Source organism: Methylobacterium sp. CM6244, from assembly GCF_054817885.1.
On the sequence record NZ_CM139247.1, the window covers coordinates 3914516 to 3930285 of the forward strand.

Annotated in this window: 15 protein-coding genes; 5 read left to right on the plus strand and 10 right to left on the minus strand. The window is 66.5% G+C overall.

Annotated features, from left to right (window positions below; genetic code table 11):
* Window positions 1-4 precede the first annotated feature (4 nt).
* On the plus strand, window positions 5-430 hold the full coding sequence (gene copM, locus ACYQML_RS18350; RefSeq protein ID WP_311275187.1) for a CopM family metallochaperone: 426 nt from the start codon (window positions 5-7) through the stop codon (window positions 428-430).
* A 92-nt stretch (window positions 431-522) separates the two neighbouring features.
* Here the strand turns inward: copM and ACYQML_RS18355 are convergent, their stop codons facing one another.
* The 4 genes from ACYQML_RS18355 to ACYQML_RS18370 all read right to left on the minus strand — a co-directional run bounded on the left by ACYQML_RS18355 (window position 523) and on the right by ACYQML_RS18370 (window position 4345).
* A complete protein-coding gene (locus ACYQML_RS18355; protein ID WP_461233616.1) occupies window positions 523-2067 on the minus strand; it encodes a M10 family metallopeptidase C-terminal domain-containing protein in 1545 nt (514 codons plus the stop codon).
* Between the two features lie 178 nt (window positions 2068-2245).
* Window positions 2246-3043 (minus strand): 2-oxo-tetronate isomerase, encoded by a 798-nt coding sequence (gene otnI / locus ACYQML_RS18360; protein ID WP_461233617.1) that lies wholly within the window; start codon window positions 3041-3043, stop codon window positions 2246-2248.
* A 40-nt stretch (window positions 3044-3083) separates the two neighbouring features.
* The gene (locus ACYQML_RS18365) at window positions 3084-3797 is read right to left on the minus strand and encodes an anti-sigma factor (protein ID WP_461233618.1); all 714 of its coding nucleotides are present in this window, start codon (window positions 3795-3797) and stop codon (window positions 3084-3086) included.
* Window positions 3794-4345, minus strand: coding sequence for a sigma-70 family RNA polymerase sigma factor (locus ACYQML_RS18370; RefSeq protein ID WP_207411990.1), 552 nt, complete (start codon window positions 4343-4345; stop codon window positions 3794-3796). Before ACYQML_RS18370 ends, ACYQML_RS18365 begins: the two co-directional genes overlap by 4 nt.
* Window positions 4346-4626: 281 nt before the next feature.
* On the opposite strand from ACYQML_RS18370, the gene ACYQML_RS18375 reads away from it, so the two are divergent.
* The 3 genes from ACYQML_RS18375 (at window position 4627) to ACYQML_RS18385 (ending at window position 7794) form a co-directional block, all read left to right on the plus strand.
* Complete coding sequence (locus tag ACYQML_RS18375; protein ID WP_207411991.1) at window positions 4627-5601, plus strand: S1C family serine protease; 975 nt, start codon at window positions 4627-4629, stop codon at window positions 5599-5601.
* A 31-nt stretch (window positions 5602-5632) separates the two neighbouring features.
* A complete protein-coding gene (gene trmFO, locus ACYQML_RS18380) occupies window positions 5633-7063 on the plus strand; it encodes a methylenetetrahydrofolate--tRNA-(uracil(54)-C(5))-methyltransferase (FADH(2)-oxidizing) TrmFO (RefSeq protein WP_461233619.1) in 1431 nt (476 codons plus the stop codon).
* A 260-nt stretch (window positions 7064-7323) separates the two neighbouring features.
* The gene (locus ACYQML_RS18385) at window positions 7324-7794 is read left to right on the plus strand and encodes a hypothetical protein (RefSeq protein WP_461233620.1); all 471 of its coding nucleotides are present in this window, start codon (window positions 7324-7326) and stop codon (window positions 7792-7794) included.
* Between the two features lie 23 nt (window positions 7795-7817).
* Here ACYQML_RS18385 and ACYQML_RS18390 read toward each other — a convergent pair whose 3' ends face one another.
* The gene (locus tag ACYQML_RS18390; RefSeq protein WP_461223335.1) at window positions 7818-8342 is read right to left on the minus strand and encodes a GNAT family N-acetyltransferase; all 525 of its coding nucleotides are present in this window, start codon (window positions 8340-8342) and stop codon (window positions 7818-7820) included.
* A 143-nt stretch (window positions 8343-8485) separates the two neighbouring features.
* Window positions 8486-10180, minus strand: coding sequence for an L-lactate permease (locus tag ACYQML_RS18395; protein WP_056424236.1), 1695 nt, complete (start codon window positions 10178-10180; stop codon window positions 8486-8488).
* A 303-nt stretch (window positions 10181-10483) separates the two neighbouring features.
* On the opposite strand from ACYQML_RS18395, the gene ACYQML_RS18400 reads away from it, so the two are divergent.
* A complete protein-coding gene (locus ACYQML_RS18400; RefSeq protein ID WP_056424235.1) occupies window positions 10484-11407 on the plus strand; it encodes a manganese catalase family protein in 924 nt (307 codons plus the stop codon).
* Between the two features lie 232 nt (window positions 11408-11639).
* Here the strand turns inward: ACYQML_RS18400 and ACYQML_RS18405 are convergent, their stop codons facing one another.
* The 4 genes from ACYQML_RS18405 to secD all read right to left on the minus strand — a co-directional run bounded on the left by ACYQML_RS18405 (window position 11640) and on the right by secD (window position 15726).
* Window positions 11640-12518: a squalene/phytoene synthase family protein gene (locus ACYQML_RS18405; RefSeq protein WP_207411995.1), complete on the minus strand. Its 879-nt coding sequence runs from the start codon at window positions 12516-12518 to the stop codon at window positions 11640-11642.
* Window positions 12515-12901: an Mth938-like domain-containing protein gene (locus ACYQML_RS18410; RefSeq protein ID WP_461233621.1), complete on the minus strand. Its 387-nt coding sequence runs from the start codon at window positions 12899-12901 to the stop codon at window positions 12515-12517. The genes ACYQML_RS18405 and ACYQML_RS18410 overlap by 4 nt, the downstream gene beginning before the upstream one ends.
* A gap of 2 nt (window positions 12902-12903) precedes the next feature.
* The gene (gene secF, locus ACYQML_RS18415; RefSeq protein ID WP_056424229.1) at window positions 12904-13851 is read right to left on the minus strand and encodes a protein translocase subunit SecF; all 948 of its coding nucleotides are present in this window, start codon (window positions 13849-13851) and stop codon (window positions 12904-12906) included.
* A 267-nt stretch (window positions 13852-14118) separates the two neighbouring features.
* Window positions 14119-15726, minus strand: a complete 1608-nt coding sequence (gene secD, locus ACYQML_RS18420) for a protein translocase subunit SecD (protein WP_461233622.1) — start codon at window positions 15724-15726, stop codon at window positions 14119-14121.
* Between the last annotated feature and the right edge of the window lie 44 nt (window positions 15727-15770).

Consider the following 15770-nt stretch of genomic DNA (forward strand, 5'->3'; position numbering starts at 1 on the left):
TCCCATGACGAAGACAGCCCTCCCCGCGATCCTGGCCGCGATCCTGGCTCTGCCCCTCGCCTCCCCGGTCCTCGCGGCCGAAGAGCACCGCCATGAGGACGGCACCACCCATTCGCACAGCCATGACCACGGGTCGAAGCCCGCCGCGAAGGGCAAGGCCGCCGACACCCCGGCGACCCGCGCCTTCAAAGAGGCGAGCATGCGCATGCACGGCGACATGGAGATCCGCTATTCCGGCGACGTCGACCGCGACTTCGCCGCCGGCATGATCCCGCACCACAAGGGCGCATTGGCCATGGCCAAGGTCGCCCTCCAATACTCGAAGGATCCGGAAGTCCGGTCCCTGGCCGAATCCATCGTCAAGACTCAGGAGACCGAGATCGCGCAGATGGAGGCGATCCTGAAACGGACCGATCCCGCCAGGAAGTGAGGCTTCCGCATCGCCCCTGGACACTATCGCTCAGGGGCGGCACCGCTTGCCCTCTCGACGCCGGACCAGTCGCCTTGTCGACGGTGGGAACCCTAGACGACGAGCATATCCGCGAAGCTCAAATGCACTTTCGTATCGATGACGGCGAAGGTGTGGGCGGTGCCGGCTCCGCTCCCGTCGGCATCGTAAGAGAGGATGCCGGTCGTGGCGTCGTAGAGAACGCGGTCATCCGCATCGGCCGGTCCCGACGAGAGGTCCTTGAAAGCTTTCTCCGCGAGGGGGCCGGCGCGAAGGGCCGCGAAGACCTTGCTCGAGAGCGCGACGACATCCTCGGCGACGGAGAAATCGCGGATGTGATCGGTGTTGCCGGTTCCGGGCCGCGTGCGGAACAGGAAGGTATCCGCCCCCTCCCCGCCGGTGAGAACGTCGTTTCCGGCTCCGCCCGTCAGCATGTTGCCGGCGCCGTTGCCGGTGATCGTATTGGCGACGGCGTTGCCGATGCCATCGATCGCCTTCGAGCCGAGGAGCCTCAGAGTTTCGAGATTCGTGCCGAGGCGGTGGCTGGCCGAACTCAGCACCTGATCCGTACCGCTCCGGGCCGCCTCCTCGATCGTGTCGCGGCCGTCCGTGACATAGGTGTCGTTTCCGAGCCCACCGCTCATGCGGTCGGCCCCCCGTCCGCCGTCGAGTCGGTTGGCGCCGTCGTTGCCGATGAGGATGTCGTCGCCCGCCCCGCCCTTCGCCTTCTCGATGGAGACGCCATTGGCGATGGTCACGCCGCCGGTCAGGGTTTCCGACGTCGAGAGCCAGCCGCCCCCGCCGATCTCGGCTTTCAGGGTCGCCGCGCGCAGGTCGATCTTGGCCGCGCTCGACCCCTCATAGACGATCGTATCGGAGCCGCCCGTATCCCAGATCGTGGTGTAACCGCGATTGGCATCGACATCGTCGCTGAAGCGATAGACGTCGTTGCCGGCGTTGTGGGCGCGGGCTCCGTAGAGATGCTGCAGGGCTGCGATGTCGATGGCCCCGAAGGAGCCCGGCTGGGCATTGAGCGCGGTGTTCTCGTCGCGCTCGGGCGTGAACGGGTTGTCCTCGCCCCAGAACGGGAAGGTGTAGCCCATCACCGTATAGATCTGGAAGTTGAGGTTGCCGGTGCCGAAATCGCCCGGCTCGACGACACCCGGCAACTTGCCGTTCTCCCCGTCATGGGGGTGGCCGAGGCCAAGGCTGTGGCCGATCTCGTGGATCCAGGTTTCGGAATAGGTGCCGAGGCGGACCACGTCGGCGGCCCCTTTCACGCTCGTCGGGTCGATGCCCACCGCGGTTTCCAGCGAGGTGACGCCCGGGGCGGGCGTGCCGGATTCGCCGCCTCCGCCGACATCGAGCCGCTGGATCAACTGGGCCCGCGCCACGCTGCCTTCGACGAAATCGACATTCGCGACGCTGCTGACGGTGTCGTAGATCTCCCTGTAGAACGCCTTCCAGTCGCCCTCGGAGAAATCGTCGATCCCGTTCGCATCGATGTCCTGCGCCTTGAACCCGTAGGTTAGGGTCGCGGCGTTCCAGGCGCCGCCGAGGATGAGGCTGTCCACGACGGCATTCCCCGTCAGGGCAACGGGTTTGAAGAGGTCGGCCATCGATTGATCTGCCCCTGGGGAAAAGCTTCTCGAAGCTTGGCCGTTCGAGCCGGCCGGGGCAGTCCCTAACCACGATGCCGCGTCATAAACAATTGATGGTCCCACTCCTCCGTGGTCAACCATGCCAGGTGGAAGCGGTATGCTTTATCGGCTCCGAGGGGGAACCGACCTCACGGCGCTAAATCCGGGCTCGTCCGCCCGCACGGGTGCTCAGCCAGCCGAGCCCATCCTCGGTTCGGCCACGCGGATTGTACTCGCACCCGACCGAGCCCGAATATCCGAGCCGGTCGAGTTCGGCGAAGACGAAGGCGTCGTTCACCTCCCCCGTACCGGGCTCGTGGCGCGCCGGTACGCTCGCGACCTGGACATGGCCGACGATGGGCAGGAGGCGGGCCAGACGCGTGGTGACGTCGCCATGCAGGATCTGGGAATGGAAGATGTCGAACTGGAGCTTGAGGTTGTCGAACCCCTCCGCGCGCAACGCCGCGACGAGTTCTGCGGCGGCGTCGACATCGTCGAGGAAGTAGCCGGGCATGGAGCGGCGGTTGATCGGCTCGATCAGGAGGTCGATGCCATGCCGGGCAAGGCGTCCCGCTGCATACCGCACGGACCGGCGATACGCTTCCATGGCGTGGTCATCCTGCCGGTCGGCCATGCCCGCCATCAGGTGCAGGCGGGGGCAGCCCGCGGCGAGCGCGTAGGCGAGCGCTGTCTCGACCCCGGCCTGCATCTCGTCGAACCGTTCCGGCAAGGCGGCGAGCCCTCGGTCGCCGGTTGCCCAATCCCCCGGCGGCATGTTGAACAGGACGAGGTCCAGGCCATTCGCGGCGAGACGCCCGGCGATGTCGTCCGGAGAATGCTCGTAGGGGAACAGGAACTCCACCGCCGTGAACCCGGCACGGGACGCGGCCTCGAACCGGTCGAGGAAGGCATGCTCGGTGAAGAGCAGCGTCAGGTTCGCGGCAAAGCGCGGCATGGGAGGGCTCCATCGTGACGGGCCCCAATCCGGGCCGCCCTCAATCGCGGATGGGCTTGCCAGTATAGACGACGGGGCCGGTAGGCAGGCCGGTGGCAGAACCGTTCGGCGGCTCCACCGAGACGGCGAAGACACCCTCGCCGCGCCGCGCGGCATCGGACCCGGCGGGCAGGGCCACGCGTGCCGCGTCCTTGCCGATCAGCCCGAGGGATTTCGGCGTCTTGTCGGCTCCCACATACCACAATTCGAGGCTGCTTCCCGCCGGCGCCTCGGCGCCGACCGGGCGCACTCGTGCGGTTCCCGCCACCGTATCGATGCTGACGATGAGGGCCGGAGCCTCGCCGCCGCTGGAGACCACGGCGACGTAGCGTGTCTCGCCCTCTCCGCCGGGGCGGGGGCCGACGGCGATGAACAGGGCGAGCCCGGCAGCCAGCACCCCTGCGCCCGCCGCTGCGGCCCGCCACAGGCCGAGCTTGCGCGATAGGGCGGCCACGCGGTTGTCGTTCGCCGCCGGAGACGGGGAGGCCCGGTTGGGCAGCGCGCGCAGGATTGCCGGCCATACGCCCTCGCCCGGTTCGATCTCGGGAATGACGGCGGCGAGAGGGGCCAGGCGACGCTCCCACTCCCGCACGGCGGCGCGAGCGGCGGGGTCGACGGCGAGCTCCAGGTCCATGGCGGCGCGCTCGGTGGCGTCGAGCGTACCGATGACGTATTCGGCGGCGCGAAGATCGCGCTCGGTGGGGTCTTCGGTCATGCCGGCCCCTCCAGGCAGCCCCGCAGGGCCGCTAGCCCGCGATGCAGCCACGTCTTGATGGTGTTGACGGGACGCGCGAACCGTTCTGCCAGTTCTTCCCGGGAATGCCCCTCGCAATAGGCGAGTACGATGCAGTCGCGCTGCGTCGCCTCCAGGCGGGACAGGCAGGCGCGCAGGGCATCGCGCCCGAGAATCGCCTCCTCGCTGTCGTGGGGATCGGCGAGCCGTTCCACCCAATCCTCCCCGTCCTCGGTCACCGGCCCCTGGACCTCTCCCTTGCGGCGGACCCCGTCGATCGCCCGGTTACGGGCGATGGCGCAGAGCCAGGGCAAGGGGCGACCCGCCTCCGGAGAGAACGAGCCGGCACTTTGCCATATCCGCAGGAAGACATCCTGGAGCACGTCTTCCGCCATGCCGCGATCTCGCTGGATACGGAGCACGATGCCGAAAAGTTTCGGGGCGGTCAGATCGTAGAGCGCGCGCAAAGCCTGCTCGTTGCCGGATGCGACCGCCGAGATCAGGCGCGCCAGTGCCGCATCGTCACGCAAGGGTCAGGCGTCCTCTCGACAAGACAAGACTCGACAGGACATGGCGCAGCCGTTCCATCTGGCGTGAACGTTAACCCAAGTCTTAATCGAGCGCACGGGCCTAGGCTACTGTGTTGCGGGCGATCGATGTGGATCGGCGCACCTCTGTCACGCGCCCGACCTGCGCAGGGTGTTCGACGGCGAGCCGGCGACCTATCTCCCGGATGGAACCGATGACCCCCACGCTCTGCGGATCCGCCAGAGCTCATGGGTCCGAGGCGCAGGACAGGGATACGGGATTGATGACGTCGCACGGAGACTGGAAGATTCCCTCCGCCGTGCAGCCCAAGGCCGGCGATTACGCGTACGATCTCGACAGGGCCCTCTCGGCCATGGTGTCGCTCTCCACGCGCATCCCGCCCGAGGCGTTCACGGCGGAAACCCTGGGGACGGAGCGCGCCGGGAACGGCGTGGTGATCCGCGAGGACGGCCTCGTCCTCACCATCGGGTACCTCGTCACCGAGGCGGAGAGCGTCTGGATGACCACCCATGACGGGCGCTCGGTCCCGGGCCACGTGGTCGGCTTCGATGCCGTGACCGGGTTCGGCCTCGTCCAGGCATTGGGCGATCTGCGGCTGCCGCCGCTTCCCATCGGGCGCTCGGAGAGCCTGAAGATCGGCGACAAGGCCGTGGTGGCCGGAGCCGGGGGGCGCACGCGCAGCGTCGCCGCCAAGCTGATCGCCCGGCAGGAATTCGCCGGCTACTGGGAGTACGTCCTCGACGAGGCCCTGTTCACCGCGCCGTCTCACCCGCATTGGGGCGGTACGGCCTTGATCGGCCCGGCGGGCGACCTCCTCGGCATCGGCTCCCTGCAGCTCCAGCAGGGCGGGACCGAGGGTCCGAAGGCGATCAACCTCGTCGTTCCCATCGACCTCCTGCCTCCGATCCTCGAGGACCTGACCACACGCGGGCGGGCGGACCGGCCGACCCGGCCCTGGCTCGGCCTCTATGCCAGCGACAATGACGGCGCGGTGGTGGTGATGGGCTTGGCCGATGACGGGCCGGCCGAGAGCGCGGACCTGCGCGTGGGCGACGTGCTCGCCGCTGTCGCAGGCGAGCCGGTGGAGGATCTCGCCGGGTTCTTCCGCCAGATCTGGGCGCTGGGCGAGGCCGGGGTGCGGGTTCCTCTCACGATCGAGCGGGAGGGACGCCCGATCAAGCTGACCGTGACGTCGAGCGACCGCGAACGCTTTCTCGTCTCGCCGCAGCTGCATTGATCGGGGCGGGTCACGGGTCTATCCCGTGACCATGACGGACCGAGCAGACACTTCCCCCATCCATATCGTCGGCGGCGGCCTCGCCGGGTCGGAGGCCGCCTGGCAGATCGCCGAGAGCGGCCATCCTGTCATTCTCCACGAGATGCGGCCCGTGCGCGGCACGGAGGCGCATAAGAGCCGGGATCTCGCCGAGCTCGTCTGCTCGAATTCGTTCCGCTCGGACGATGCCAACGGCAACGCCGTCGGCCTGTTGCACCAGGAAATGCGGACGCTCGGGTCGCTGATCCTGCGCGCGGCCGATGCCAACCAGGTCCCGGCCGGGGGTGCGCTGGCCGTGGACCGCGACGGGTTCGCCGCTGCCGTCACCGCCGCCCTGGAGGCGCATCCCCTCGTCACGATCGAACGCGAGGAGATCGAGGGCCTGCCGCCGGAGGAATGGGGCCGGACCATCATCGCCACCGGCCCCCTCACTTCGCCAGCCCTGGCGCAGGCGATCCGCGCGCTCACCGGCGCCGAGGCCCTCGCCTTTTTCGATGCCATCGCGCCCATCGTCCACCGCGACTCCATCGACATGGACAAGGCGTGGTTCCAGTCGCGTTACGACAAGGTCGGCCCCGGGGGCACGGGGGCGGACTACATCAACTGCCCGATGAACCGCGAACAGTACGACGCCTTCATCCAGGCGTTGATCGAGGGCGACAAGATCGGTTTCAAGGAATGGGAGGCGACCACCCCCTATTTCGATGGCTGCCTGCCGATCGAGGTCATGGCCGAGCGCGGCCCCGAGACGCTGCGTCACGGCCCGATGAAGCCCGTCGGCCTCACCAACCCGCACGACCCCACCGTGAAGGCCTGCGCCATCGTCCAGCTGCGTCAGGACAACGCGTTGGGCACGCTCTACAACATGGTCGGCTTCCAGACGAAGCTGACCTATTCCGAACAGGTCCGGGTGTTCCGCACGATTCCCGGCCTGGAGAACGCGGAATTCGCGCGTCTCGGTGGGCTGCACCGCAACACCTATCTCGACTCGCCCCGTCTCCTCGACGCGACGCTCCGCCTGAAGGCACGCCCGAGCTTGCGCTTCGCCGGCCAGATCACCGGTTGCGAGGGGTATGTCGAGAGCGCCGCCATCGGCCTCATGGCCGGGCGCTTCGCCGTGGCCGAGGCCCGCGGTGACACGCTGGAGCCGCTGCCTGCCACGACGGCGCTGGGTGCCCTCATCGGCCATATCACCGGCGGCCACATCGCGGCCGAGGATGCCGGCGCGCCGCGCTCGTTCCAGCCGATGAACGTCAATTTCGGCCTGTTTCCACCGCTCGCCCATTCTCCGAAGGGAGAGGGCGGCAAGCGCTTGAAGGGGCCGGAAAAGGCGGTGGCGAAGAAGCGCGCCTATACCGACCGGGCGCGGGCCGATTTGGCCGCCTGGATGGGACATGACACCGGGCAGATCGCAGCGGAATAGGCCATGATCCGGCACGCTGGTCCCATGATCCGCGGCTCGGGATGTTTCTTAGGCAAACTTGCAAGGCCTTTGCGGTAAGCGATTCGTTTCGACGACCGACAAATTCATTCTTATCCAAGCTGCCAAATCCAGGCATATTGCGAGAATACACTTAGGGGAACGGGATCGATTTAAGGATCCATCCATAATGACGAAGAACCAAAAATTAGTCTGAGGGGAGCTATCGATACCTAATCGATCCCTCCTTTCGTTCCGGTGTCATGTCTTTCGAATCCTCGCCTCACCTTGCCACGCATCCAGCACTGGTCGCCCAGGCGGAGTTTGGCCGGATTCCCGGCACCGTGTCTCGTTCGGGATCGTTCGGTCGGAGTGCGCTCCTGATCGCCGCCTGTGCGATCGGCCTTGCCGGATGCGTGTCTGCGGAGGAGCAGCGGAAGCTCGATCTCGGTCAGTGCTCCGGTTACGGGTTCGCCCCTGATTCCGAAGGATTCGCGACCTGCATGATGAACATCGACCGGGACCGCCAGCACATGCGGGCCGAGCGGAATCTCCAGATTCAGGCAGATCTCGCCGCGCAGAACCGCGAGCGCGAAGCCCGCGCGGATCTCTACAAGGCTCTCAGCCAGCAGCGCGTCGGCGACAAAACCTTGTCGGTCTGCAATGCCGCTTCCGGCGGCGGCTTCGATGCCCGGACGGGGTACTGGTACGGCAAGGATTGTCGGAGCCGCTGAGGCTCGTAGGCCGTCCGACCCGTTCAGACCGGATCCAGCGAGAAGATCCGCCGGCCCGGCCGATGCCCCTCGTCGCCGGTATCGCGAAAGCCGGTCTTGAGCAGCAGCCCGCGAGAGGCTGCGTTCTCGGGCCGGCATTCGGCGACGATGAAGCGGTGGGGGAAGCGCTTGCGCAGAATCGCGACGACGCCGGCGACTGCTTCGCTGCCGTAGCCTCGGCCGCGGGCGGCGCCGCCGACCCAATATCCGATTTCGACCGCGTGTTCTCCGCGCAGATGGACGCCGATCACCGCCACGAGAACGCCATCGGCCTTGGCCCCGAGAAAGCAATCCTTCACCGGCTTGCCGCTGCCGATGAGGCGGCGGGCGTGGTCGAGAGTGAAGGGGGTTGGGAGGAAATCCACCACTCCGGTGATGGCCGGGTCGTCGGTCAGCGCGCGGACCGCTTCTGCATCCGCCTGGACCAGCGGTGCGATCCGCAGGCGCTCCGTCGCCTGCGCGGGCAGGTTCGACAGGGAGTAGCGCGAGGCGAGCGTGCGAAAGAACATGGATTCGACGTGGGGCCACGACGCGCCAAGAGCAAGACGCGACGATGCCGGAGAACGCCTTTGGCAGGGGATCGCTACCAAAAAAAGAAACCCGCCCCGGCATGACCGGGACGGGTTCCGTCGAGATCGGCCTCTCGCCGGTCCTACGGATGGATGACCATCGCGGTGAACGGATAGACGTAGGCCTGTAGCATCACGAGGCCGCCGACGAGGCAGGCCAGCACGATCGAGTGCCAGAACACGAAGCGCAGGATCTTGCCCTCCTGGCCGAAATAGCCGGTGGCGGTGGAGGCGACGACGATGGACTGGGCGTCGATCATCTTGCCCATGACGCCGCCCGACGAGTTCGCCGAAGCCATGAGGATGCCCGACAGACCGAGCTGCTCCGAGGTGATCTTCTGCAGGCCGCCGAACAGCACGTTCGAGGCCGTGTCCGATCCCGTCAGCGCCACGCCGAGCCAGCCCAGCAGGGTGCCGAAGAACGGGTAGAGGATGCCGGTTCCGGCGAAAGCCAGGCCCAGGGTCGCGTCCACGCCGGCGTAGCGGGTGAGGACGCCCAGAGCCAGCATCGCCGAGATGGTGATGAGCGAGTAGCGCAGCACCCAGATGGTCTCGATGTAGGCCGTCACCAGACGCCACGGCGAGAACCGCATGAGCAGGCCCGACAGGATGGCGGCGAACAGCACGCCGGTGCCGGTATAGGACATGTAGGTGAAGGCGAAGACGGCGGCTTCCGGATGGGCGGTCGCCACGACCGGCGGCACCTTCATGATGACGTTGTGCAGGCCAGGCACCTCGTAGCGCCAGGTGAAGATCGGGTTGACGATGGCCTTGAACCAGCCCGTGCCCCAGATCGCGACGATCACCGAGAGGATGATCCACGGCACCCAGGCCATCAGGATCTCGGAGGAGGAGGCGGTGCGGGCACCGGCGCCCGTGGGGGCCACTTTGGCGCCACCCTCGGCGGTGACGAAGCCGATCGAGGGATCGTTGCCGCGCAGTGCCGGCGAGGTCCAGATCGTGGCCGGGCGCCAGAACTTCAGGAACAGGACCAGGGCGCCCATGGAGACGAGGGCGGCACCGATATCGACGATCCACGGGTTGACGTAGTTCGAGATGCCGAACTGGGCCAGCGCGAACGAGCCGCCGCAGACCAGGATGGCGGGCCAGATCTGGACCATGCCGCGGAAGCCCGCGAACACCCAGATCAGCCAGAACGGCACCAGCACCGAGAAGAACGGCAGCTGGCGGCCGATCATGGCGCCGAGGATGTAGGGATCATAGCCGGTCACCGAGGCGAGGCCCTGGATCGGGGCGCCGAGGGCGCCATAAGCCACGGGCGCGGTGTTGGCGATGAGCGACAGGCCCGAGGCGGCGAGCGGCGAGAAGCCGAGGCCGATCAGGATCGCGCCGGTGACGGCCACCGGGGTGCCGAAGCCGCCGGCTCCCTCGAAGAACGCGCCGAAGGCGAAGGCGACGAGGAGGAGCTGAAGCCGCCGGTCGGTGGTGATGCCGGCCACCGATTGCTGCAGCGTGGCGAACCAGCCCTTCTCCACCGTGAGACGGTAGAGGAAGATGACGTTGAGGATGATCCAGCCGATCGGGAACAGCCCGAGCGCCACGCCATAGGCGGAAGCGCGGGTGGCCAGATCCGCCGGCATGCCGAAGAGGAAGACGGCGACGCAGAAGGCCAGGACCAGGGACAGAACGGCCGCGATATGGGCCTTCACTTTGCCGCTGGCGATCATCCCGAGCAGGGCGATGACCGGTAGGGATGCGGCAAGCGTCGAGAGCCATGGGCTCCCAAAGGGATCGTAGACCTGGTTCCACGTATTCACGGGCGTCGCGCTCCTCGGTGAGCCCGATCTCTCGTCGGGCCCTTGACATCGTAGCTAGCAGAGCAGTGGAGCGGGCTCAACGCGAAGAATCTTGTATTCAGATCATGTTGCGCGCGTGCTTCGCTTTCTGTCCGCCAAGACCGAAGACACTCGGAAACGGCAGGACGTCTCTTTCGAAACGCAAGCGGAGCCGTTCAAAAACGTAAGCGAAGCGGCCGTGCGATTTGGCGCAGCCTCGGAACATGAGGGTGGGGAGACCGTTCCCGTTGGTATCCTCCATACCGGCGATACGGAGATCAACCTATGTTTATGCGCGTCGACAAGCTACAAGCCGAGCTTCCCGCACCCAAAAGGAAAGATCCGAACGCCGCCGCTGCCCTGCAGGAACTGCTAGGCGGCAAATATGGTGAGATGTCGACTCTTGGGAACTACATGTTCCAGAGTTTCAATTTTCGCAGCAAATCTAAGCTGAAGCCATTCTATAGCTTGGTGGCGGCCATCACCGCCGAGGAATTGGGCCATGTGGAGCTCGTGAGCAACGGCGTTGCGATGCTCAATAACGGCCCCGATAATGACGGCGACGAGAAGGATGGTGGCGACATCTCCAAGGCGCCGTTCGAGGACATGAAGGATATCCGGCTCGCGGCCGCGTTCCTGTCGAATGGCGGCGGCGTGACGCCGGTCAACAGCAACGGCGCATCCTGGAACAACGACTTCATTACGACGACCGGCAACGTCGTCGTCGACCTGCTCCACAATTTCCATCTGGAATGCGGCGCTCGCCTGCACAAGCTCCGCGTCTACGAGACCCTGACCGACCCGACGGGCCGTGAGGTCTGCGGCTACCTGCTGGTGCGCGGTTCCGTTCACGCCCATGCCTACGCCTTGGCACTGAAGAAGATCACCGGCGTGGAGATCGAGAAGTTCCTGCCGACACCGAACATCAACCTCGACAAGATCCCCGAGTGTCAGAAGTACCTGCAGGAGGGTTCGCACCGCCGGCTCTACACGTTCAGCCCGGGTGACTACACCGAGATGGCCGGCATCTGGGGCAATGGCGAGATGGCTCTGCCGGGCGACCCGCCGGGCGAACTCAGCGTCGTCGAGGGCATGCCCGAGGGCGGCAAGATCCACCAGCTCACCGGTGTCCCCTCGGCCTTCACACCGGATTATGCTCCGGAGGAGATGTTCGAGATCGCCGAGAAGCTGACCAAGAAGGCTCGCTGAGGTCAAACTCGATCAACCGCCTCTTCTGCATCCCGGGGCCGCTCAGCGGAGCCCGGGATGCAGAACTCCAGGTCGTTAGACATCGGACTCTGGCAGAGCTCTGGATTGCACGGTTCTGGAGCAGTTCTCTGCTTTTGGAGAGCCTGCAGTACCCCCGGAATGACCGGGACGATGTTCGCCGCGTCCCGGCTCTACGAGGAAGAATACCCAGCGTTCTTCGGGAGCCCTGGGTTCAACCCCGCCGCGATCCCCGCCACAGCCGCCACAAGCGACGCCAGCGCGGCAGCGCGATGACGGTGTTGAGCGGGTCGTAGCCCGGCCGCTCCATCATCGCGAGGCTGGGTTCGACCAATGCAGTGGGCAGGAAGGCCGGCAAGGCGGCGGGCGCAATGGTCGTGCGCGCTGTCTCGAAAGCCTCGAGATGTCGGCGCGCCAGAGCCCGAAGGTCGGCCGTCGCGCCGAGAAGGCCCGGGCCTCCCCGTCCCGTGACGATGTCCTCGCGGGTGACGCCATGGTCCTTCAAGATGTCGGCCGGTAGATAGACCTGTCCGTTGCGGGCGTGCCAGGGCAGGGCCCGCAAGAGGCCGGCGACGCCATAGGCAACGCCCGCATGCCCCGCTGCGGCAGCTCCGCCCGGCTCGGCGCCATCGCACAGGACGAGCCCGCCAAGGCGGATGAGCGAGGAGGCGGTCTCGCCGCAATAGCCTTCGAGATCGTTTATCCGGGGCATCGGGTCGTCATAGAGATCGAAGACGCGGGCATCGATCAGGTCGACGAAGGGCTGGCGCCCGAGCCGGCGCTTGACGATGGCATCGTCGAGGGCGGCGGCGACGGGGTTGGCCTTCACATCCCCCCTCGCCTCTCCCTGGAGTGCATCGCGCCACCATTGCAGGCGGATCTCGCCCGCCACCGGATTGGTGACGGCGTCGCGCACGCGCGCAATGGTGAGGCTGAAGGCGGCGAGCGCGAAGAGATGCGGCCGGTACGCCACGGGGGCGAACAACGTCGCGAAATAGCGGTCGGGATCGCCCTCCCGGACCAGTGCCTCGCAATGCTCGAACGCGAAGGCGAGAGGGTCGGCCGTTCCGGGGCTGGTCTCGGTCTTCGTCACGCGACCGCGATCAGGGCAGTGGCGACCTTGCGGTTCTCCGCCATCAGGATGTTGTAGGTCCGCGCGGCCGCTCCCGTCTGCATCACATCGAGGCCAATGCCGTTATCCTTGAGCCATCGCCGCAGCGTATCGGGAAAGGGGGCGATGTCGAGGCCGGTGCCGATGAGGAGGAACTCCACCGCCCCCGCCTCGGCAACGACGGGACGAAGGGCGTCCCGGTCGATCTCTTTCGCCTGCGTGACGTCCCAGGCCCTGATGCCGCTCGGCGTCACCAGGATCGAGCCACGATGCGACATGTCGGCAAAGCGGAAGCCGCCATTGCCGTAGGCGTCGATGAGATGGCGCCCTGGAACGAAACCGTCGTGCAGGCTGCCGTCCGCCATCGTTACTCCGCCGCCTGGGGCACGCGACCGCCGGTGGGGCGGTTCTGGGATTTCACGCCCGACAGCATCAGGCCGAGATAGATCAGGACCGGCGTCGAAACGAAGATCGCCGAGTAGGTGCAGATGACCACGCCCGCCAGCATCACCACTGCGAAGCCCTGGATCGCCTCGCCGCCGAACAGGACGAGGGCCAGCAGGGAGAGGAAGGCGGAGGTGGCCGTCATCACCGTGCGTGACATGGTGGAATTGATCGACAGGTTGAGGAGTTCCACCGTGGGGATGGTCTTGTAGCGTCGCATCAACTCGCGGGTCCGGTCGAACACCACCACCGTCTCGTTGAGCGAGTAGCCCACGATGGTGAGGATGGCGGCGATCGAGGTCATGTTGAACTCGATCCGGCTGATGACGAAGATGCCGATGGTGAGCACGATGTCGTGCAGGGTGCCGACGATGGCTCCGAGCGCCAGTTCCCGCTCGAAGCGGAACCAGAGGTAGAACAGCACGGCGAGCACCGAGAGCACGACGCCGAGCGTGCCCGACTGGACGAGTTCGCCCGACACGCGCGGACCCACCGTCTCGGTGCGGCGGAACTCGTACTCCGCGTCGAAGGCGCCATGCGCCTTCTGCATCACGGCCGTCTGGCCCTGCTCGCCGGGCTGGAGCGGGAAGCGCACCAGGATCTGGCCCTGGCCGCCGAGCTCCTGCACCTCGGTCTCACCGAAGCCGAACCCGTTGGCGGTATGGCGCACGGTTCCGACATCGGCGGTGCCGGACTTGGCCTGGAGCTCCACCAGGGTGCCGCCCTTGAAGTCGATGCCGAAATTCAGGCCGACCGTCAGGAACAGGATCACCGTCCCGACCGACAGCAAGGCCGAGAGCGGGAAGGTGAAGCGCCGGAAGCGCATGAAGTCGACGTGCGACTCATCGGGCCAGAGGCGGAGCAGGCGCATGATCGGTCTCGGTCTTTCAGCAATGAGGTCGATCTGGTCGTCGAAGAGAACCCGTCCGGTTCCACCGCACGTCCGTCATTCCGGGGCGTCCGCAGGGCGAGCCCGGAATCCAGACACTCAGGTGGATCACTAGCCTGGCAATCCCGCGTGTCTGGATCCCGGGCTCCGCTTCGCGGCCCCGGGATGACGGGATTGTGTTTCGGATGGACGGATCACTCGAAAACCGGATCGGGCTCCTCTCGCAAACTGTGAATGCTCGGACGGACTTCAGAACGGCAAAGCCTTGGGTCGGGCGTAGTTGTACCACAGGGCGATCATCATGCGGGTCAGCGTCACCGCCGTGATGACGGTGGTGAGGATGCCGAGGATGAACACCACGGCGAAGCCCTTCACCGGGCCGGAGCCGAGGAAGAACAGGATCACGGCGGCGATGGCCATGGTCGAGTTCGAATCGATGATGGTGGCGAAGGCCTTGTCGAAGCCGGCCTGCAGGGCCGAGACGATGGAGCGCCCCGCCCTCACCTCTTCGCGCACGCGCTCGTAGATCAGCACGTTGGAATCCACCGCCGTGCCGATGGTGAGCACGACGCCGGCGATGCCCGGCAGGGTCATGGTCGCCTCCAGCACCGACATCAGGCCGAGGATGAGGCCCACATGGACGAGGAGCGCGATGTTGGCGAAGAAACCGAACACCCCGTAGGTGGCGAACATGAAGATGATGACGAGGGCGCCCGCGACCAGGGTCGCCTTCTTGCCGGCCTCGATGGAATCGTTGCCGAGGCCGGGGCCGACCACGCGGCGCTCGACGACGGTGAGCTTGGCGGGAAGCGCACCGGCGCGCAGCAGGATCGAAAGGTCGTTGGCCTGCTTGACGGTGAAGTTGCCGGTGATCTGGCCCGAACCACCGGTGATCGGCGTGTTGATGCGCGGTGCCGAGACGACCTCGTTGTCGAGGACGATGGCCATGCGGCGGCCCACATTCTCCGAGGTCGCCTGGCCGAAGCGCTGGGCGCCCTTCAGGTTGAACTTGAAGCTCACCATAGGCTCATGGCTCTGCTGGTCGAAGGCCGGCTGCGCATCGGTGAGATCGCCGCCATCGGCCATGACCCGGCGTTCGACCGGTACCTTGCCGCCGCCTTCGTCCTTGTTGGTCAGCATGTCCACGTCGCCGGAGGGTGAATCGGCGAGCATGCGGAATTCGAGCTTGGCGGTCTTGCCGAGCTGATCCTCGAGCTGCTGCGGGTCCTGCAAGCCGGGAACCTGGACGAGGACGCGGTCGGCGCCCTGCTGCTGGATCGAGGGTTCCTTGGTGCCGCCGAAATCGATGCGGCGGCGAATGACCTCGATGGCCTGGGTCACGGCCCGGCGGGTACGGTCGGTGAGGCCGGCATCGGTGAGCGTGAGCTGGATCGTGCCGTCCGGCCGCTCCGCCACGTCGAGGGTCTGGCCGCCGGCCTGCGCCACCATGGCGTTGGAGATCGGCTGGGACAGTTCGCGCAGCTTGGGCAAAGCCTTGGCGCGGTTGGCCGGATCGGAGATGCGGACCTGGACGCCGCGCGGGATCACCTGGATGCCGCCTTCGGGGGTGACGTTGGCTTCACGCAGGGTGCGACGAACGTCGTCGCGCAGACCCGTCGTCTGCGAGCGGATCAGATCGGTCTGGTCGATCTCGAGGAGGATCTGCGAACCGCCCTGGAGGTCGAGACCCAGCACGATGGCCCGCTGGGGTACGATCCAGCTCGGGAACCAGCCCGGCAGCGAGGCCATGAATCCCTTGCGCTGCTCGGCCGAGAAGAAGCTCGGCACGGCGAGACTCAGGCCGATCAGGATGACGGCCAGCGTCGCGACGATCTTGGTTCTCGAAAAGCGCAGCATCCGCCAGTCCCGTTTCTTCTTATGGTGCCGATGCTTGCATCGGC